Annotated in this window: 14 protein-coding genes; 3 read left to right on the forward strand and 11 right to left on the reverse strand. The window is 63.9% G+C overall.

What is annotated here, in order from left to right:
- Positions 1 to 17: 17 nt before the first annotated feature.
- Positions 18 to 845 (forward strand): carbohydrate ABC transporter permease, encoded by an 828-nt coding sequence (locus E0H45_RS33215; protein WP_131344794.1) that lies wholly within the window; start codon positions 18 to 20, stop codon positions 843 to 845.
- A gap of 145 nt (positions 846 to 990) precedes the next feature.
- Here the strand turns inward: E0H45_RS33215 and E0H45_RS33220 are convergent, their stop codons facing one another.
- Positions 991 to 1,416, reverse strand: a complete 426-nt coding sequence (locus E0H45_RS33220; protein ID WP_131344796.1) for a hypothetical protein — start codon at positions 1,414 to 1,416, stop codon at positions 991 to 993.
- Between the two features lie 174 nt (positions 1,417 to 1,590).
- On the opposite strand from E0H45_RS33220, the gene E0H45_RS33225 reads away from it, so the two are divergent.
- Both E0H45_RS33225 and E0H45_RS33230 read left to right on the forward strand, forming a co-directional pair.
- Entirely contained in the window at positions 1,591 to 2,232 is a 642-nt protein-coding gene (locus tag E0H45_RS33225; protein ID WP_131344798.1) for a LysE family translocator, read from the forward strand.
- A gap of 280 nt (positions 2,233 to 2,512) precedes the next feature.
- Positions 2,513 to 3,163 carry a pyrophosphatase gene (locus tag E0H45_RS33230; protein ID WP_131344799.1) on the forward strand — a complete coding sequence of 217 codons (651 nt, stop codon included), beginning with the start codon at positions 2,513 to 2,515 and terminating at the stop codon, positions 3,161 to 3,163.
- 717 nt (positions 3,164 to 3,880) lie between these two features.
- Here E0H45_RS33230 and E0H45_RS33235 read toward each other — a convergent pair.
- The 10 genes from E0H45_RS33235 to E0H45_RS33285 form a co-directional block, all read right to left on the reverse strand.
- On the reverse strand, positions 3,881 to 4,738 hold the full coding sequence (locus tag E0H45_RS33235) for a phosphotransferase (protein WP_131344801.1): 858 nt from the start codon (positions 4,736 to 4,738) through the stop codon (positions 3,881 to 3,883).
- An 804-nt stretch (positions 4,739 to 5,542) separates the two neighbouring features.
- Positions 5,543 to 5,731, reverse strand: coding sequence for a response regulator transcription factor (locus E0H45_RS43465; protein ID WP_238155474.1), 189 nt, complete (start codon positions 5,729 to 5,731; stop codon positions 5,543 to 5,545).
- A gap of 200 nt (positions 5,732 to 5,931) precedes the next feature.
- Positions 5,932 to 6,204 (reverse strand): hypothetical protein, encoded by a 273-nt coding sequence (locus E0H45_RS33250; protein ID WP_131344805.1) that lies wholly within the window; start codon positions 6,202 to 6,204, stop codon positions 5,932 to 5,934.
- Between the two features lie 788 nt (positions 6,205 to 6,992).
- Complete coding sequence (locus E0H45_RS33255; RefSeq protein ID WP_131344807.1) at positions 6,993 to 7,310, reverse strand: ankyrin repeat domain-containing protein; 318 nt, start codon at positions 7,308 to 7,310, stop codon at positions 6,993 to 6,995.
- Complete coding sequence (locus tag E0H45_RS33260; protein WP_131344809.1) at positions 7,307 to 7,540, reverse strand: hypothetical protein; 234 nt, start codon at positions 7,538 to 7,540, stop codon at positions 7,307 to 7,309. Before E0H45_RS33260 ends, E0H45_RS33255 begins: the two co-directional genes overlap by 4 nt.
- Positions 7,541 to 7,868: 328 nt before the next feature.
- A complete protein-coding gene (locus E0H45_RS33265; RefSeq protein ID WP_131344811.1) occupies positions 7,869 to 8,717 on the reverse strand; it encodes a hypothetical protein in 849 nt (282 codons plus the stop codon).
- 263 nt (positions 8,718 to 8,980) lie between these two features.
- Complete coding sequence (locus E0H45_RS33270) at positions 8,981 to 9,295, reverse strand: ankyrin repeat domain-containing protein (RefSeq protein ID WP_131344813.1); 315 nt, start codon at positions 9,293 to 9,295, stop codon at positions 8,981 to 8,983.
- Positions 9,296 to 9,328: 33 nt separating this feature from the next.
- Positions 9,329 to 10,042: a DUF4241 domain-containing protein gene (locus tag E0H45_RS33275; protein WP_131344815.1), complete on the reverse strand. Its 714-nt coding sequence runs from the start codon at positions 10,040 to 10,042 to the stop codon at positions 9,329 to 9,331.
- Positions 10,043 to 10,420: 378 nt separating this feature from the next.
- On the reverse strand, positions 10,421 to 11,350 hold the full coding sequence (locus E0H45_RS33280; RefSeq protein WP_131344816.1) for a hypothetical protein: 930 nt from the start codon (positions 11,348 to 11,350) through the stop codon (positions 10,421 to 10,423).
- 58 nt (positions 11,351 to 11,408) lie between these two features.
- Complete coding sequence (locus tag E0H45_RS33285) at positions 11,409 to 20,063, reverse strand: golvesin C-terminal-like domain-containing protein (protein WP_131344818.1); 8,655 nt, start codon at positions 20,061 to 20,063, stop codon at positions 11,409 to 11,411.
- Positions 20,064 to 20,256 lie beyond the last annotated feature (193 nt).

A 20,256-nucleotide genomic window follows, 5' to 3' on the forward strand; every position in this document is an offset into this window, starting at 1 on the left:
CACCGAAAGGACCTCCGATGAACCGCACGTGGTACGCCCCGCGCCGGCTCCTGTCGTACCTGCTCGTCGCCGGCATCGCCGTGACCGCGCTCTTTCCACTCGCGTGGATGGCGATCTCCGGCTTCAAGGGTCAGAACGAAGTACTGCGCACCCCGTTCCAGTTCTTCCCCGACGTATGGCGGCTCGACAACTACCGCCTGATCCTCGAGGACCCGCCGTTCGTCCGTGCCATGGTCATCACGTTCGTCGGCGCCGTCATCTTCACCGTCGCGAGCCTGGTGGTGAACTCCATGGCGGCGTACGCGTTCGCCCGCCTCGAGTTCGCCGGAAAGCGGTGGTGGTGGCTGGTCTGCATCACGCCGATGTTCGTCCCGGCGATGGCGATCCTGCTGACGTCGTTCGTCGTCGTGAGCAAACTCGGCATGCTCGACACCCTGGCGGTGCTCATCATCCCCGGCGTCGCGTCGAGCGCCCAGATGTTCTTCCTGCGCCAGTTCTACCTCAACATGCCGGCGGCGGTGGAGGAGGCCGCACTCATCGACGGCGCGACCCGCTGGCAGATCTTCCTGCAGATCTTCGTACCGCAGTCGCTCGGGCCCTTCGTCGTCGTCGGCATCGCCTCGTTCCTCGGCTACTGGAACTCGTACGTGTGGCCGGTACTCGTCATCTCGAACCCCGACCTGACCCAGATCATGCAGTACCTCGCCACGTTCCGCTCGGCCCGCGGCAACGAGTGGGGCATGCTGATGGCCGGCTCGACCCTGGCAGCACTACCAACAATCCTGCTCGTCCTCATCTTCCAGCGCTACATAGTCAACGGCGTCCGCCTCGCCGGCATCAAGTAACCTCCCCCACCGCCCCCTAAGACCGAGCACGGCACAACACCGCGCCGAGGGTGCGCACGCCGCGCACCGGCGACCGGAGCTGTCGAGGTGAGCGCCTCGCCTGCGGCAAGGCCGCGACATCGGTGTGGGAGCAGCGGTGCGCGGGTCAGTTGTCAGGTTGTTGGGGGTGTGCTCGGGTCGCGGTGACGGCGGCGTCGATGTTCCGGTAGATCACGAGTCCTGATCCGTTGTCGGTGTGGTGGAGGACGTCGCGGACTTGGCCGTTGACCTGCTCACTCTCCGGTGGAGAGTGCACGCGGTGTAGCTGCGTTTTGCAACCCTTCGCGCTCATTCCGGTGAGTAAACGGTGAGTTCTCGACAGATCTGGTGCGGCCCCGGCAACGACGGCATCTACGATGCCAACACCAGCATCCGCGTCGGCTACGACACGATCTACGGCGACAGGTACTACTTGTACGGCAAGTTCGGCGACGCCGGCGAGGACGTACTGCTCGGAGGCAGCTACGGCACCCCTTGCCAACACGAGCACGCCTGCTTCACTGAACTTGTCAATCGTCGCCGCGGTGCCCATCTAGCGGCCGGTTGTGCGGAGCCACCAAGCGCCAGGAGCTCGGCAAGAGCTGCGGCCAGAGGGAAACTGAATGTCCAGGTGGTCCGAACACCACCCTTCTTAGGCTCGGGGGCCAACTGCGCAGCACACTGTGGGAGGGCAATCGCGGTCAGCGCCCTCTGTTAGCCTCGAAACATGCCTGCTAATCCCAGTCTGGTCGTCGGATTCTTGCTGCTATCAGCCCTGTTGTCCGCAATCCCGGGACCGTCGGTCCTGTTGGGGACCAGTCGCGCGATCACTCGTGGCCGCCGGTCAGCGATGTTGATCGTGCTCGGGAACTTCGCGGGCGGCATGGCGCTCCTGGCGCTCGTACTGGCCGGTCTGGGCGTGATCGTGGCCACTTCGGCGAAGCTCTTCATGGTGGTCAAGCTCGCCGGCGCCGGTTACCTCCTATGGCTCGGAATTCGCTCAATTCTTTCGGCGCGATCTGGCGGATCCGGCCACCTTGCCCAGCCTGTTGCCGACCGCCCCGCCCATCCGGTAGCCGCGGTGCGTCAGGGATTCCTCGTCGGAGTGGCGAACCCCAAGAGCATTGTGTCGCTGATGGCGATCCTGCCCCAGTTCGTCGACCACAACCTCGGGCACCCGACCCTTCAGATGCTGGTCATCGGAGTCACCGGCGGAATAGCTCAACTTCTGATTGAGACGCTCTGGGTCATCGCCGCCGGGTCCCTGCGAACCTGGTTCCAACATCGCCCGTCCCGCATGCAGGCCCTCAAAGCAACAGGCGGAGTCGCGATGATCGGGCTGGCCGGCAAGCTCGCAATCCGAAGTTGACCCAGGGGCGTCGAGTGCCTGGACCGAACCGGCGGATCCACGTCGGCCGCGACATCGAGACACAAAGTGACCGACGTCATCAACCCGACCACGATGGTCCTGACGACAGCCGAGGTCTATCAACTGAGCCGATCGACAGTGGCGGTCAGTTGAGTTTCGGCCTCAGCACGCCGCTGCCGCAGGTGCTTCAGCGACTCCTCCAAAGCCGCAACCTCGCCGAGCCAAGCCCGATCTTGCGCCTCCGCTAAACGAGCCTCCGCGTTGCAGGTCATCTCGATGCGTGGCAGCTGGGCGGGATGTGGCGGTCGCCAACATCGAGAAGATCAAGGACCGATGGCGCCCCACGCCCGCCGAGGACCGCTCGTACTTCGACGAGTACTTCCCAACGGAAGAGCAACTCCCTCGAAAGGTCGTCATCGCTTTCGAGACGGCCCTTCGTGAGGACGGCCGGGAGGTCGTCGTGGTGACGAGACCCGACGGTACGCAGGCCGGTGACCCTCTGACCAACGCCTCGCGGATCGACGACGACTACCGCTTCCACGACGCTTTCCACCTCGCGTACGCCGCAGTACTCGGCTGGTCGCCCGTTACCCGATTCCTCCTCGGTCGCAAGCGCAGGAGCCGCCCCGAATTCGACGAGGCCGAGGACGGCGGCCGCGCCATCGCGATCGAGGAAGGCATCTCCGCGATGGTCTTCTCCTACGCCGCGAGGCACGGGTACCTGGAGAACGTCACGCGGATCGACCACGAGTTCCTGACCACGATCGGCCACATGACCGCACATCTCGAGGTGGGCGCGGCACGCGCCGCGGACTGGGAGGTCGCCATCCTGTCCGGCTACAAGGTCTGGTGGCAGCTGCGCAGGCAAGGCGGCGGTCGCGTCGAACTCAACCTCGATGCCCAGACTCTGACCGTTCTGGCGACTAGTTAACGACGAGTCGCAACGCCTCAAGGGTGCCCGGGGGGAGCAACGTGAGCACGATCGCGATGCGTCGGCGGAGCCTACGATCTCGCAGCAGACCTCGGTCGCGCTGCTGCAAAGTAGTGAGTAAATCGTGAGTTGGGACCCGGACGTTGATCACTTCCGGGTTATATGGCCAGGTCAGAGAGCCGGTGAGGGGACTCGAACCCCTAACCCCCGCTTTAGCGTGCCAGGCCTCTCGTCGTACCGCACCACTACCCGAAAGTTGCTGCTGACCTGCTTACTCTCCAATGGAGAGTAAGCAGTTGTTGGCGACTGTGCTCGGTATGTTTCGTTTAATCCGGTGAGTAAAACGGTGAGTTGCCATAGGCACGAAACGGCAGGGCCGAGGCGATCAGGGAACTCTGGTGACGCCCGAGACGCTCGCTCCCACCGGGCTGATCCGACGCATCTTCCCACCGCCGTTGTGACGCTCTCCCTCAACTCCCTCGCCGCTCGGTGAGGACCGGGCACCAGTCTCTGCGGTCTGAAGGCTCGCTGAGCTCGTCTACTCCCAGACTGTCCACACCTGATCAGATTATTCCCAGGCGATATAGATTCTCTCTACGAGATCCATTATCAAGTCCGCCGGATCCTCGCCCCTTCTTCAATGAACAACATCTCCTCAAGCTGCTTTCGGTCGACCGCAGGGATAGCCGCCCAGAACGCGATCCGGCGCATGTTTCATCACCGCAGAGCGTCCAGCAGTTTGTCGATCGATGCAGCCAGGCCGCGGAGGCGATCGCGCGCGGCCGCCACCTCGTCACGCCCGAGCTCGGTGTCGATGCGGTGGTCAGCGTTGTAGTCGAGCCACTCTCCCTGACCGGCCACCCAACCCCCGAACACCCATGGCTCGGCAGGCAGCTCGATGCCAACAGTCGACCGATAAGCATCGACCGCAGCCCGGAAGGCGACCGCGTCAAAGCCAGCCCAGTCCAGGGCAACGGCCACTACCTCTTGAACCGCCGGAATGGGCCCCGCGGCGTCCCAATCCACGGCGAGCACACCGTGTTCGGAGCGGAGCACGTTCTTACGATCCAAGTCGCGATGGCTGTCCACGGCCAGCAGCCGCGCGGGCGCCCCTGCAGTGACAAGCTCGGCAAGCACCGTGATGTCCCGGCCCCAGCGCTGTGACTCCCACACGCCACCACGCCGCTCATCGAGTCGCGTTCCACCGACAGCGTGGATTCGCCCCAGCAGACCCATCACCTCGAGCACAGATACATCACCTGGGGTCGAATCCGCCCACTCATGCACACGCACCAACGACGTGCCAATCAGAGCAAGCGCGCCACCACTCACCGGCTCAACCACCGGCCTCGGCATCGGCACGCCGCCTGCATACGCGCGTCGTTCGATCTCGAACGACGCCTCGATATTGGCGACGAAGTCCGGTCGATCAACACTGGCCACCATCCGCTTGACCGCATAGCTGCCGGACTCGGTCACCACTCGCCACATCTCGTTCGACAGTCCGCCCGGCACACGGGCGGCCGGGGCAAGACGCCGACCAAGCCGAAAATGTTCAACCACCGCATCGATCACACGCGCATGCTCCCACCACCAGCGCGTGGCCGACCATCCATTTCCCTATCGTCGATAGGCACCAGAGACATCGCATCGACGGCAGACCGGCAAAGACGCGTCCGCAACCGCTCTGAGCACGGCCAGGGGAACCAACACCTGCCGCGCGCTACAGATAAGCGGACATCAGCGCCCGCTGAAACTTTGAATGCTCGCCGGTACGCCGGCTTCTCGTGGACGGTCTCCGCCGGGCGTTGATCATCTTCGCGCCGGTCGTGACGTCTTTCGCCCAGAACGGAAGCAGCCCTAGCGGAACGCGCGGAGCTCGCGCGTCGGGTCGGTGTCCTCGCCGGCGTCCTGCGGGACGCGGGCGATCACTACCGGGCTGTTCTTTTGTCGGTGTCACGTTGAAAATCACGGCCGCGCAACTCGTCGGCATTGCTCTCGTCCACGACGAAGCGCTCGAGGAATTCGGCGCGGCTGGCCACCGAGGCGTATCGACCACACATGCCAGCCACCCTGCCACGTCACACGGACAACAGCAGCGATGCCAGCGGAGCTACCGGCCTCGAATGGTATGCACCGCGAACGCCTGGCCAGCAAGGAAGCCGCGCACCCTACCGTGATCGGGTGGTCGCCTGGCCCCGGCGGCCAGGAGGGTGCCGCCGGGGTCTGAGGCGAACGTCAACAGCCTGGGTCCGTGCGTGGGGATCACGGTAGGTCCGGGGTCGGATCAGGCTCTTCCGCACCAGCGGGGTCGATCAACGTGGACGTCTGCAGCGCTGCCGAGAGAGCCGTGCTGCCCTCGGCGAAGTGGCATCGCTGTTAGCGGGTTCGTTCGACGATGCGGGCGAGTTCGACGCGGGACTGTACGCCGAGTGTGCGGAAGATCTGTCGCAGGTGGTAGTCGACCGTGTGTGGCGAGAGGAAGAGCATGGCGGCGGTCTCTCGGTTGGTGAGTCCGCGGGCGACTTGTTCGGCGATGGTCCGTTCGGAGTCGGTCAGGAGCCACAAACGCGCTGCAGTGTCAGCGGTGTCGAAAGCGCGAGTAACGGTCGTGGCACAGGAGCCGTCGGAGGCTGCGGGTGCTGTGGCCTTGGTGAGCCGGTTGTCGTTGGCATCGAAGCCGTAGGTGCGGGTGACGCAAGCCGGTGTTTGGGTCGGGTCGGTGATATCAACGCCGGAGGACGCTGGGGTGCGGTCGTTGACCTGGGTCAGGTCGAGGTCGACGCCGCGGCACCGATCTTCTCGGACTGGTTGGTGACGCGGTCGAACGGGTCGTAGGTCTGGTTGCGGGTGAACGCCGGGGTGCCGGCGGCGTCGAACTTCTGCTGGCGGACCAGGCGGTCGTAGCCGCCGTAGGCGTTCTGTTCCACCACCTGGGTCCCGACATCGGCCGTGGTGGAGCGACCGAACGGGTCGTACCGCTGGTTCAGCGTCGTCGCACCGGTGACTGTTTTAGTCAGCCGGTTTCGGTCATAGGTCATCGTCGACGTCGTGGCGCCGATCGGTCTGCGCGTTGCCGGCCGCGTCGTACTCGTAGGACTCGCTGTGTCGGTGCCAGCGCCATGGAGGCGATCGATACGCCGGTCTCGGCATCCACGAACGCTTCGAGCTCCTCGATCAACTGCGCGCGCATGCCCACTGGACCATTCTCATGTCAACTTCGTGTCACGACATGAGCATGGCCCTCCGCTGATCATGGGCGAACAGCGAATGGGAGGTGACGGATGGCGAAACACCTGGCTCGGCGACCCGGCATCCGATCAATGTGATCGGTAGTCGACAACGCAGTCAGCGGAGTCTGGGGGACAATCCTTCGCCTCTGCGTTCTCCTGCTCACTCTGGCCGTGTGCACGGCTGGCGCCGGTCAGGCCGTCGCACACATCACCAAGGCGCTCTGCGGAATCGCGTCATGAACTGCGGTCCGGAGCGATGAGTGCCCGACATCGCGAGTCCATCCCTTGCTCACAAGCTGAGATCCGGCTCGAATATGTCAACGCGTTGGGATCGATCGGCCTCGTCCCAGTGACAGGTCTTGGAGGGCGCCGTTGAACATGTCGCGGGTGAGGAACCGGTTCAGGCTCAGGTTGTACTCGCGGAAGCCCATGCCTTACGGGCCAGGCGACCCGTCATAGCAGCTGCAGCTGCAGCTGAACCGGCTGATGCTCTGGCACAAGGGCCCCACCGCCGCCGTCTTCGCAACTTACCTAGCGTGATGAGGTGCGCCCGCAGTCACAGCGCACCTCATCGTCATGCAGCGGCCAGCTCCCAGCTATCCTCGGCGCTCGACAATTGCTTCGATCAGTGCCACCGCAAGCCAGTGTCCTCTGAGCTGCGCCATGTGAAGAGCAGAGCCTGCACCACTAGCGACAGGTGAGACAAGCGGATCCGCGCCTCGTGCGAGCAGGTATGCCGTGACATCAACGTGCAGCGGCTCACCCGTCTGCGTGTGTCCATCGATTTCGGCGTCTACCGCGTGCTGAAGCAGCGTCAGTCCACCGTCGACCTCTTCAACGTCGACGCCGCCGTCTAGCAGCTCACGCAGCCGCGCCAGATCTTCGCTCTCAACAGCAGCATGAGCGGGTGTCATCTCGGCCTCTCACCCTCGGCGGCATCACGCCGATTCGACGCTATCCGAGAAAGTTCCTCGAGGTGTGTAAGCGCCGCCGCGCGATCTACCGTGAGATCGAGCGGGAGCCTCGCACGCGCGTCGGCCGCCAAGTCATCAGCAAGCCAATCGCGAATCGCCGAGCGATGTGCGGGGTCCAGGTCGTCGACCGACAGCCAGCCGAGATCTTCGTCGAGGATCTCACGCAGCATTGTCCTACCAGACTGACCAATTTTGGCATTCCTTACGGCGCTGTTAAGCACCCAGCGGAATAGCCACGATGCAGCTGTCCAGAGCTCGCCGTCAACCTCAATCGATCCTGCCATCATCCCACCGTGAATATTCGGTCGCCGAGCCCGTCAACGAACCCCTGCACCTTTGCCGCCTGCGATGGCGTGAACCTCGATTATTCTCCGGATCCTCGGCAGGCCGTCCTCGTGCTGAGCCCGCATCATCACGCCGCACCGCCCCCGAACGCCCTTGGCGCCAACTGACGTCGACAAGGTGATCAATTGGTTGCAGGGAGGGGATCTGCCCTGGCTACTGGCGTGGAGCCTCGTAGATCAACTTGAACCGGTTGAAGGCATCCGGCCACGGCGCGTCCGCGGGCAGCACCGGCGCCAGAGCCTCGAACACCCGACGGACCGCGTCACCCTCGTACTCCGACAACCGCGGCGTCGCCTGCAACACAGCCCCACCCCACGGCAACTCGATCACACTCGCAAACGCTCCACTTGTGCGAACCGCCTCGACACCGCCCAACCGCTCCAGAACACCCGCCGACGTGACCGTAACCCACGAATAACCCCGGAGCTCGGAGTCGGACAATGGCAGGGTATCGGTCGCGAAAGTCCCTCTCCCAGCCTCGAGCGGTGTGCGGTTCCCGGCCCCGCTCGTGTCGTCGGCGAGGAACCCGGACGCAGCCGGCAATCGCTCGGCCTGTGTAACCAGGAACTTCCGCCACGCCTCGGGCACCTCGTCCGCGATCGGCGCGGTCTCGCCCAGCGTACCCACAGCGTAAGTCGCGTCCAGCCGCAGCCACTGCCGCGCTTCCGGAGGACGGTCCCGATAAGCCGAAATCGTCAAACTCGGAGTCCCCGCATGACCAAACCTGTTCAGCGTCGAGAACTTCGCAGCCATCTGAACAGACACATCCGCCGCCTGCAACAAGAACCGCTCCCAGTTCTTCGGCGACCACGCCCGCAGCGACTTCGACAACCGCCGCTCACCCTGCCCGATCACCAACAACGACCACCACCGCGAACCCACCGGCCCAAACGGCCCGCCCTCCGGGTCGCGCAGGCCTTTCGACGGCAAGCCCAGCGCCGGAAGTTCGGCCATGAACTCCCCCGCGAGCTCCTCCACCGCCGTCTTGAACCAGTCCACCACCCGAGGCCCAACCTCCGCAGAACCCTCCGGCAGCAAATAGTCCAACTCCACACAAAACCCACGCGCCGACTTCAACCGAGTCGCCTCATCGGCCGCCGACATCCCGCCGCTCAGTTCTGCACTATTCCCCACGGTGTTCCCTTCCAGATCCCGCGGCCCGCCACACCCTGAGCCGTCAGCAAGCCGCGACGGTCCACAGGCCTAGCAGACCCCCCGGTGGCGCGAGCGCAACGGAGTGGCACGCAATGCCCGCCCAGCACCAACTATCGCCGTCGCTCCAGAAAGGCCCCGATCAGCGACACCGGAAGCCAGCGCCCTCCAACCCGCGCCATATGAAGTGCAGATGCCCCGCCGTCGACATGTGACTTGAGGGGATCCGCTCCGCGCGCAAGCAGGTACGCCGTGACATCCACGTGAACCGGCTCCCCTGTCTGAACGTGCCCATCGGGCTCAACATCGACAGCATGCTGAAGCAACGTCAGACCACCATCGACCTCTTCAATGTCGACGCCGCTGTCGAGCAGTTCACGCAGACGCGGCAGATCTTCGCTCTCCACAGCGGCATGAGCACGTGCCATCTGACCATCAGAACTAGATCGGTATATCCAGGCTTAATCTAGGGTAACGAGCCCCAGACTGTGCGACAACATCTCCAGATCGACCAACAGCGAAACCGGAACACCTTCGGAATCGCGACCGATCCAAGTGGGATAGACCCCATCACCCATTCCACAAGCAAAAACCAGAATGTCTCCGACCGCCTCCGCATCGCGGACTACCGCCGCTTCGTCGACCTCATCCAGGATCGTAAGCAACTTCGGCAGATCATTGCGCTGCATCTCTCGCAGAAATCCAAGATCGGAGACGTCCAGCAGGCACCCCATTCCACCGTCCGCACCAAACCCAGCCAAGTCATCACCATCGTCAACTGGCGCCTTGTCTCCAGGGCGCAGGCCAAGTTCCCAACTGCGGATGTCAGCGTCACCTAGCTCGACCTTGATCGCCGCCGGCGCCCGCAATGGGGGCGGGACCAGGGGATCGGGCGACACATCCCAGTGCACCACCGATACCGAAACCCGCCACCTCCCCACCGGGACGATCAGCGTGAACGGCTCGACCTCCTCCGCGTCATCGGTGACCCAAGCTGCCGGGTCACGAACGACAACCCACCCAGTCGGAATAGAGATGTCACCGACCTGAATTACATCGAGGCGCGATATCCTGCCATCGCTCCACCGATGCCGCGCGCCGTTGCTGAACAGCGACACCGCTTCCCTCTCAAAGAATCCCAAAACCGGCACCACCTCCAGGATCAGACACGACACTCATGGAACATTCGGAATATACGCAACGTTTGACTGGCCAATTCGCAACCAGCGAGACACTCACTACAGGTCCTCACCGCACAACACGTCAATTCCGACCTCAACGAGGCTCGACAAAGGTGCCGATTTGAGATCCTGGGCGATATAGCAGAGCGTCGCATAGTCACGAAAGTCTGCTTCCGCAAGGTACCCCTCGTCGTACCCGAAGTTGGCTTGCACAGTGACCACTTCTGCTCGCCGCCACGGCCTCGAAGATATGCCGCATCTGAGTTGGCGTCGCGTTCGCCGTGCTCTCACCGTACGGAATGGCCTGACGCCACGCGTTCGTGACCAATTGGCGTTCAGCGTTAGTAACTGAGTGTTCGGCACAATGGCCCTTCAGATCAGCTTATCCTGCTTCCCCTCAGTCGCGCGGTACTGCGAGGCATCAGCATGGACGAGGTTCGGCCAGTCGTTCCCCCAGGTCGATTCGATCGGCCCCTCGGGCAGGACCGGAGCAAACGATCTGAAAACTCGCCTGATCACGTCGACCCCGTATTCCTCGAGATGCTCGGTAGCCTGCATCCATGTGGCACCAGACGTCAGCGGCCGGATCCGCCAAAAGGCCTCAGACTCTTCGAGCTTCGCAGCTCCGCCAAGGCGTTCGACAATCTGCTGCGGGCAAATGGTTACCCAGGAATAGCCCCGCAAGACGGACCGACTGACTCGAACTGACTCGAACTGACTGCGCCCCAAGGCCATGTCCAGCGCGGTCTCACCGACCCCATCGTCACTAGACACGGCGCCAAATGTAATCGGCACTTCCTCACAGAAACGTGCACATGCATTCAACCAGCGCTCTTGCACTGAACCGGGAATACGGCCATCCAACGCCCAATATGTAGCGGCCGCGTGGAACGACACAACCCCCGGAAGTGCGATTGAGGTACTCACGCGCAGAGATGCGGCGAAAGACTCGCCGGGCGAGCCTGGAACTCGAAATCCGTTATCCGACTCTTCCTCGGCCGTAACAAGGATCGAGGTCGGCCTCCCCCGATCAACGCACTGATCCAGCACCTGCGCAATCCTGGCCGGACTGTAAGGGGTTTGGTCGACGTTGTCACCTGCCTCCCAACCCACGTAGGTATTGGCCGTAACGGCCTCATCCCCGACGGCGTGCCGGGCAAACAAGTCGCCAGCTAACAGGTCAGCAGCGCCCTCGAGCCAGTACCGAGCGGCCGTTCGGTACTGGACATCATCCAGTCCATCCGTGTCGACGATCGTCGTTAGGGACGCACACGGCCAGTCTTCCGGCGCGACGGCCTCCATGCTGAACTCCATTCCTGCTGTGCATTGCTCTCAACCCACTCTACCGAGAGGGTTGCGACTATCCGAAGATCGGCCCGAACACAACTGCCGCCCCGCCCGCGGCAGCACCTGCGGCGGCGGCTCCAGCTACGACTCCCACACCTATCAGCCCATCGACCGCCCAGTCCGGCAGTGACCACCTGCTTTCGGGTTCCATCACCAACTTGGGAACCGTGACTGGTCGGACAGCCGTCACCGGAGCAGGCTTACGCGACGCGTCAGGCTTACTCGGGGCCCAGAACTCGATTCCACGCGCATTCGGATTCTTTGGCTCTGACCACTTGTCGACCGACCCGATGCTGGACGGGATGCGAGGGATTCGCGGCAGTGGCGGTCCGTACGTGACGGTCTTACCTTTCGCGCGCGGATCGAGACGCAACTGCTCGATGTACCGTTGTATTTGGCCAGGCGCCATATCGCGCTCCTTCTTATTCGTGCGAGATCCGGTAAATTTCACCTCCCACACGTAGATGTTCTTTTCTCCCCAGAAGATGACGTCCGCGCGTCCATCCCTTCCACTGCCGTCACGCGCCGCACCGGCGATGGTATTCGCGCGCCCGCCACCCTCCCCCAGGTCCATCGTGACGGTCCCTTCTTGACCACTGGCTTTGGCGAGCGTCTGCGCTTGAACCGCCACCGCGCTGACAACTGCGTCGTGAGGTGTCAGAGGCTTGACCGGGTTTCCGTCATCGTCGATGGCGTAGTGGCCGTCGAGTTCGATGCCGGTGATGGGGTTGCCGCCGGCGAAGGCATAGCGGTTGGTGTTCCACGGGTCGGTGCCGAGGGCGAGGTCTTGGAGGGCGCCGTTGTAGTAGTCGCGGGACAGGTACCGGTTGAGGCCGGGGTTGTATTCGCGGAAGCCCATGTCGTAGGTGCCGGTCGCTCCGTCGAAGCGTTTGCTGTTGAACCGGTAGGGGTTGACGATGTCGGCGTTCTTGGCGGGGTCGTTGTCGAAGATCGCGTCGTCGCCGGTCGTGCCGGTCTTGTCGGCTTGGCCGTAGGCGGTGTAGCGGTACGTCGACGTCGTGGCGCCGGTTGACGCGTCGGTCAGGGTTTCTACGTCGCCGTGGGGGTTGGTGCCGTAGAACGACTTCTTCGATGTGGTGCCGTTGACTGGGGAGTCGACCAGGGAGAGGTTCTCGCCCTTGGCGCCGTAGGCGTAGGACTTGGAGACCTTCCAGGTCCCGGCGGTGTCTTTCTGTTCTTCGATCGCGACCTGGTTCGCGAGACCGACGAAGGTGTAGCGGGTGGAGATCGAGGCCGCGGCGCCGACCTTCTCGGACTGGTTCGTGACCCGGTCGAACGGGTCGTAGGTCTGGTTGCGAGTGAACGTCGGGTTGCCCGCGGTGTCGAACTTTTGCTGGCGGACCAGGCGGTCGTAGCCGTCGTAGGCGTTCTGTTCCACCACCTGCGCACCAACGTCCGACGTCGTCGAGCGGCCGAATGGGTCGTACCGCTGGTTCAGCGTCGTCGTACCGGTGATTGTTTTGGTCAGGCGGTTGCGGTCGTAGGTCATGGTCGACGTCGTCGCGCCGATCGTCTGCTTGATCGTGTTGCCGGCCGCGTCGTACTCGTACGCCTCGCTGTCGCCCTTCTCCACACCGGTCTTCACCACCGCCTCGAGCTGGCGAGCAGGGGTGTAGGAGTAGTTCGAGGCTTGATCCAGATAGTCCGAGCTGTTCGCCTTCAGGAGTTTCTCGACGTCCTGCGAGCGGTCACCGTCGGGGTTGAAGCGCAGCGAATGCGACGAGACGAGCTGCTGGCCGTGCTTCTCGGTCTGGATCCGGGGCAGGCCGTCCTCGTGATATGTGAACGTGGCCAGGTTGCCGTTTGGTTTGGTGATGGTGGAGCGCAGGCCGCGTCCGTCGTAGGTGTAGCTCCACGTGTCCAGGGTGCCGGTCGGCGAGGGACCGGCCTTGACGGTGTCGACCAGGTTGCGGACATCCCACGTGTAACCGGTGTAACGCCCCACCGCAGGACTGCCGGCACCAGGGTCTGCTGGGCGTTGCGCGTTCGTGGACAGGACGTTGGAGTCGAGGTCGTAGGTGTAGTCGGTGGTCACCTTGTTCGTGGCGCCCTTGAGCTCCTGGACCTGGGTGGTGCGGGCCAGGCCGTCGGTGGTGATCTTGAAGGTGTCGGTTGCGGCGTTGGGGTTGTTGTCCTTGACCTCGGTCTGCTGGCCGTTCAGGTCGTAGGTGTAGGTGAACGATCGGGACTCGACTGGGCTGGTCGAGACCAGCTTGATCGCATCCGCACTCACCACACCAGTCGCCGACGGCTTCAACGTGATCGTCTTCGCGACACCGTTCGGGAACGAATAGTTGCCGAGGTTCACCCATGGGGTGGCCGCGGTGCAGGCCGCCTGGTCGACCGTCTTCGTGGCAGCACCTGTCGAGTGGTTGATCGTGTACGTCGCCGCAGTGGAGGCACCGGTCACGACCGGGCACGAGGCGTAGACATCGAACGAGCCCGCAACATCAGGCAGCACCCGCCAGTTGAACGTGTCGTTGGCTTCCGGCGTACCCACAGCCGCCGCAGCATGCGTGCGGTAGTTCGCACCCTGGGTGTTGGTGCCGCCCGTGACCGTGTTCCACGCGCCCGTCGAGGTGGTCTGCCAGGTGTCGGCGTTGTCGATGATGTCGACCGGCTGCTGGGCGGCGGTGTCGGAACGGGACTGCTGCGCCCCGTCGGTGTAGTAGCCCCACGCCTGGGTTCGCTTCGCGTCATCGCCCGGCACCGTCAGCGTCCGGTCGGTTTGCTGGCCGAGCTGGTTGTAGCCGTACGTCGCGGTGATCTGCCACGGGTCTGTGGATGTCTTGATGTCACCGGAGCCGAAGTAGGTGAAGTTCGTCCACTGCGCAGCCGGCGGCGCCGTAGCGGCGAACGTGGGCTCGGATTGCGCCTTGATCTCGCCGGTCGGGTAGTACTGGATGAACGTGCTCGACGGCGTCTTGTACAAGGTCGTTGCCGTGTCGAAGGCGGACTTGTTCTGCACCGGCCGGTTGTTCTTGTCGTACACCGTCTCGGAGTACCGGCCACTGGGCCGCGTCTGACGGGTGACGTTGCCGGCCTGGTCGTAGGCCAGCGTCGTGACCCGGTCCTCCTGATGAGCACCGATCGGGGTGTGCGGAACGTGGATCGCGATCGGCTGACCGGCCTCGTCGTAGTCGGTCTTCTTCGTGTTCCCGGCCTGGTTGACCTCGGACGTGACCAGGCCGTCGGCGTCGTAGACCGTCTTGCTGGTGTAGCCGGCCGCGTCGGTGACTGCGGTAGGCCGGTGGTTCAGGTCGTAGACCGTCTTGGACGTGTAGTCCGTCGCCGGAGAAGCGTTCCGCAGCGGATCAATCGCTGTCACCTGGTTACCGACCAGGTCGTACTCGTACGTCGTCGTCGGCGTCTTCGTCGACCCGCCGTCAACGAACGGGGTCTCGACCTTCAGCACCTGACCGATCCGGTCGTAGGTGTACTTGGCGACGAAATCGTTCGGGTCCGTCGTGGTCGCGACACCCTTCGGCGCAGTCTCGGTGACCTTGCGGCCCAGCACGTCGTAGGTGTAGGCGAGCTGCCGGCCGGTGGTGTTGTTATCCGGCAGCGTCTTGGTCAACAAGTTGTCGCCGGCATCGAACGCCGACACCGACTGCGCACCGTTCGGCGCGGTCTCCTTCGTGACGTTGTCGTTCAGGTCGTAGTCGGTCGCCGTGGTCCGCACCACCGCCCCGTCGTACGGCTTGGTGATCTTCGTCGGCCGACCGAACGCGTCGTATTCCGCCGTCGTCAACCGCAACAGCGCGTCCTTGACCTGCAGCACATTGCCGCGGTCGTCGTAGGTGAAATCGGTCTTCGCAAGTTCGGGATCGGTGATCGACAACGGATAGCCACTCGCGTGATAGTTCGAATCCGCGCCGTACTGCGTCGCGTTACCCCGAGCATCGGTGACTGTGGCCAGCGTCCCGTTCGCGTTATAGCTGTACGTCGGCCCGAAACCGAGACCGTTCTTGACGGTCTTGATGTTGCCGTTCGCGTCATAGGTGAACGTGTCGGTCCGGCCGGCGGCGCTCTTCTTCGACAACAGCACCGTCGGCTTCGCGCCCGTGGTCAGCGTCTGGTAGGTCAGCACCACACCAGGCAGCCCGTTCTTGACCGCCATCGCATCCTTCACGACGACCGGATAGCCGGTTTTCGGGTCGTACTCCCACGTCGACACCGCGTCGTTCGGTTCCTGCAGCCGGATGACGTTGTGATCCCGATCCCAGGCCAGCAAGGTCGCCTTGTCACCGCCGATGGCGTTCTGGTTGGCGTCCACGATGCTCGTGGTGCGGCCGAACGCGTCCATCTTGTATGTCGTGACCGACGGCGTACTGCCGTTGACGTCGGTGACCGTGGCCAGCCTGTCCTCCGCGGACGGGTCCGGCTGGGCGTAGGAGAACGTCGTGTTGCTGCCTCGGCGGTCGGTGTAATTCTTCGGCCACAACGCGTACGTCGAAGTCTCGTTCGACGTGTAGTACTGGACCTTGGTTTCGGCGTTGCGCGGATCCTTGACCGAGATGAGCTTCGTGTTGCCGTTGTTCGAGGTGTCGGTGTAGGCGAACTGGAAGGCCTTCACCGCCGCCCCAGGATCGAACGTCTGCGTCAAGGCGTTGAACGGGCCACCATCCTCGAGCTTGATCAACTGCGAGGAGGTGTTGTAGTTGAACTTCAGCGCCCGCCCCGAGATGTCACGGATCCACACAAGCTTCCCGGCGCCGCCGGACTCGTACCCCAACGTCAGGACCTGCCGGTTCCGGGCATCGGTAACCGTGGTCAGCCGGCCGCTGGTGTCATAGCTGAACGACATCGTGTTGCCGTTGCGGTCCACCACCGACGTCTGCCGAAGCGTGGTGGAGTCAAAGTAGAACCGGGTGCCGTCCGGCCGGGTGAACACCCACCGATGCGCGGTGTCGGCAGCCAGGTCCTGCTTCAGTTCGAGCGCGACACCTGCCGGGCGCGTGTACGGGACCTCGTTCGGTTTCTGCGGGTCCGGCGTGTCGGCCTTGTAGGTTTGCGTCGTGCCATCGCCGTCCACAAAGGACACCACGTTGGGGTCGACCGACAGTTCGTCGCCGAGCCTGGTCAGCGTCGCCGGCTGCACTGAGAATCCATAACCCGGCGCCGACGCCGGCGTGTCGTCCTGGCTGTTGTATGCCAATCTGACGAAAGCCGACGGACCGATCGACGGGTTCGACAGTGCGTCGTACGACCACACGACGTTGCCGTTGTACAGGTTCGTCAGCAACTGCGAGCCGCCACCGGTCTCTTCACCGGTGTAGGACATGAACTTCTCCAGCCCCAACGGGCCCGATGTCAGGTCCTCCACGTAGCGGTCGATACACAACAATCCGGCTGTCTCCATCACGCAGCCTTGACCCGGTCTGGGTGGCGGGGACGTTGCGTTGTCACCGTCGAACCAGGTCTTCTTGTCCGGATTCAGCAGATCCAAATGCAAGTCGTACGACTGCCGCTTCGTACCCGTGTCCGAGTTGATCGGCGCCTTGACCGGCAGGTTCACCGTTTTCGACTCGCCGGGTGCCAAAGCACGCCCGAGCGGGACGCTGAGGCGCTCGCCTTCGGTCGTCAGATCGACAGTGCTGCCCGGGTCCGTCCATCGGTACGACACCAGCAAATCGCCAGGCCAGTCGAGCTTCGAGGTGTTGGTCACCGTGACAGGCGTAGTAATAGTGGTGTTCGGCTTGAACCGCTCAGGAATCTGGTCGGCCTGGTAGGTCTCGGCCTCGTTCTTGGCTAGGTGTTCGATCCACAGGCGTGGGCGGAACAACGTGTCCGGCGACTCGCCGTTCGTGATGCTGAACAACTGCTGCTGCACGGTCTCGTCGTGCGTCTTCAGCAGCAAGCCATGGTTGTTGCCGGGGTTGTCCACCCACGACTGGATCTTCGGGAGCAGCACGCTGCCTTGCGCCGACGACGTGAACGTCAGCCGCTTCGGGTTGTTGTCCGAGGTCAGACTGGTCAGCACCGTCGGGTCGTAGTCACCGCCCGGCCCGGTCCAGTTGATCGTCGACGCCGCCTGATTCCACGTCGCCTCGGTCTCGACGAAGTCCCGCGTCAGCCCGTGCAGGTCAAGCGTTGCGCTGCCGGCGCCGGAGCCGTAGTTCGAGAACAGATCGACCCGGGCGTCGGTGACCTTCGTGCCCTGCTTGATCGTCGACGTGTCGAACTTGAACACCCCACGCTCGACACCGTACGTCGGATGGTTGTTGCCGACCTGCACCCAGTACCGCGTATTCCCGGTGCCGCCATCCGGACGCGACACGTTCTCCGTCGCCTTCGTCTTGCTCAACGTGGTGTCGGAGATGTCGCCGCCGAACGACTGCAGGATGCGGCCCTCGCGCGGCATCGTCACCGTCTGAACATTCGATGCAGCCTTGCCGTTCGACGTGCCGTCGCCGACTGTCCGCGCCACAACCCAATAGCTGTACGTCGCCGGGTCGGGAAGAGTCCCGTCCAGCGTGGACGGCTTCGCAGTCGCGTCGGTGAACGACGTCACGTCCGGCGCGACGGTCCCGACCAGCTCGAGCGCGCCCGGGGACGTGGTCGAGAAGTAGTCACCCACCGGCGTGGTGCACCCGTCCGCCGGCAGCGTGCGGCAGCCGCGGAAGATCTGGTACTCGACCAGGTCGTCGTCATCGGCCGGCGTCGGGTCGATGTACTTGTTCCACGACAGCTCCGCACCCGAGGCGTTGATCGTCGACGGCGGGTTCAGCGTGACGCCGGGCTCGTCGTACGTGATAACCAGATTCGGCCGAGCCGCCGTCTCCCCGCCGTACGTCCCCTCACTCGCGCTGTAGTACAGACCGCCGGCCGGCGCCGTCGCCGGCGCCTCGTCCACAGCTTTCAGCATCACACCGAAGTTCGACGCAGGACTGTTCACCCATGACTGCACATAGCTGCCCAGCCCGTACGAGTGCCACCCGTCCCGATCGCCGGCCTGCTTCGTCGCCGTCGAGTACTTCGTCCACGACATCGCGTCCGCGACCGGGATGGTGGCCGCCCCGGACTGGTCGCGCGTGATCCTGACCTGCGTCGTGTTTCCTGGGCGCGAATGAATGGTGCCCAGGGTGTACCACTGCGCACCCCCCGCGACACCGGCCGTCTGATCCCAGGTCGTGGACTGCGTCGTCACTTGGCCGTCGGGCGTCGCTCCGACAAGTGTGGTCGGCAACTTTCCGCGCACCGACGACTGGAAGTAGAACCCCCGTACCTGATAATCGCCCTCGCTCGGTACCCGGGCATTCCACGTGAACGTGTCCGGCGTGTTTCCTGTCGGCGCGTACGAGAACGAACCGTTGACCGCGCTCGCGTTGCTCTGGTACTTCCACGGCCCTTCGTACGTCGCCGACAACGTGTCCTGGTCGTCGACCGTCACCGTGTTCGTCGCATACGTCCCGTTCCACGCCGCGTTCATCGACGCCCACGTCGCCGTGGCCTCGGACCAGTCCGAAGTGACCTTGACTGCCGCGAACGGTAGCTTCACGTCCGCACCGAAGCCCGCCCCGTAGTGCATGTTCAGATCGGCCGAGCGGATCGTCGTAGTCGTCGGGATCATGGACGTGTCGAACTTCAGCAGACCCCGCCACGTGTTGTGGCTCGCGTCGTCGCCGACCAGCACCGTCGGGTTCGTGCCGTAGCTGGTGCCTGAGCTCGCCTCGGAGATGGACGTGTCCTGCGCGGCCGCCGGATCCGGTACGACGACGATCGTCGGGTCGATGACGATCGGGAACACGCGCTCCTTCGCCGCCAGCCAACCCTGATCCGGCTTCAAGGTGAGCAGCGTCTTGCCGCCCTGCTGGGTGACCGTCTGGGTGATCTTGTCCGAGTACCCCGGCTGGCCGAGCTGGTTCGTCGCCGACGAGTCGTACATGTTCGGCGCGGGAATCACGTACTTCGGCCGCTCGTCGTCGTTCTTCTTGAAGAAGCCGATCGACCCGTCCGGCTGCGCCTTCGCGGTCAGCCCGCTGGTGTGCAGGTCGAACGTGTACTCACCCGCCACGTCAGCGGCAGCCGTCAGTACGACCGTCTCCTTCACGCCGGTGCGCGACACGTAGTACCGCACGTCCGCCGTACCGAACACGTCCGGGAACGCGACCGACGAGTCCTTCACCACCGGCGTTACCGCGCGCTTGTCACCCGCCGCACCGAGACCGATCGACTCCCCGCCATCAACACCAGACTCGAACGTCAGCAAGCGATCGCTTGACTTACCGAACCGCGTCCGGAAGGAGTTCTTCGCGTTCTCGAACGAGTCCTCACCGGTGCCGGCGGTGACCTTGGTGTCGATGTCCTGCCACTTGCCCTTGGAGTCCTTGTAGTGCACCGGTTCCGTCGACAACTCCACCTGCGTCGTCCCGTCCGACATCCGGTAACTCGTCGAGGACGCCGTACGCCGCTCCTCGAGCTCCCGCACCCGCGCCGGCTTCCCGCCCGCAGCCGCGACCGTCGACGCGTTCTTCACCCGCGCAGGCAACGGTGCCGCCAACGGACCAGCAGCCGCACGAGCCACCTGCGGTACGGCGACCTGCGCAACCTGCTGCGGATGCGCGAGCGCGGTGGCGGGAACTCCCAGAGATGCCGGGAGGGACAGAACGAGGGCATACGTCAGCAACCTGCGGGTGCGGCGCATCGACACTCCAAGATCGGGCGGAATCCGGCGCACCCCGAGCGACACCGGCGAAGAAAGGCAGGAGAGTTTTATCCTTCCAACACGCACCGACGCAACCCCATTGCAGCTTGTTGCAAAGTTAGGAAATCCTTAGCAACAAGGGCGAACCAGGCAACTCGTTGGAGAGTCCTACATGACCCCTGAGTAGCGTGTA

Origin of the sequence: Kribbella soli, from assembly GCF_004331345.1 — a bacterium.
In the GTDB taxonomy this organism is placed as follows: domain Bacteria; phylum Actinomycetota; class Actinomycetes; order Propionibacteriales; family Kribbellaceae; genus Kribbella; species Kribbella soli.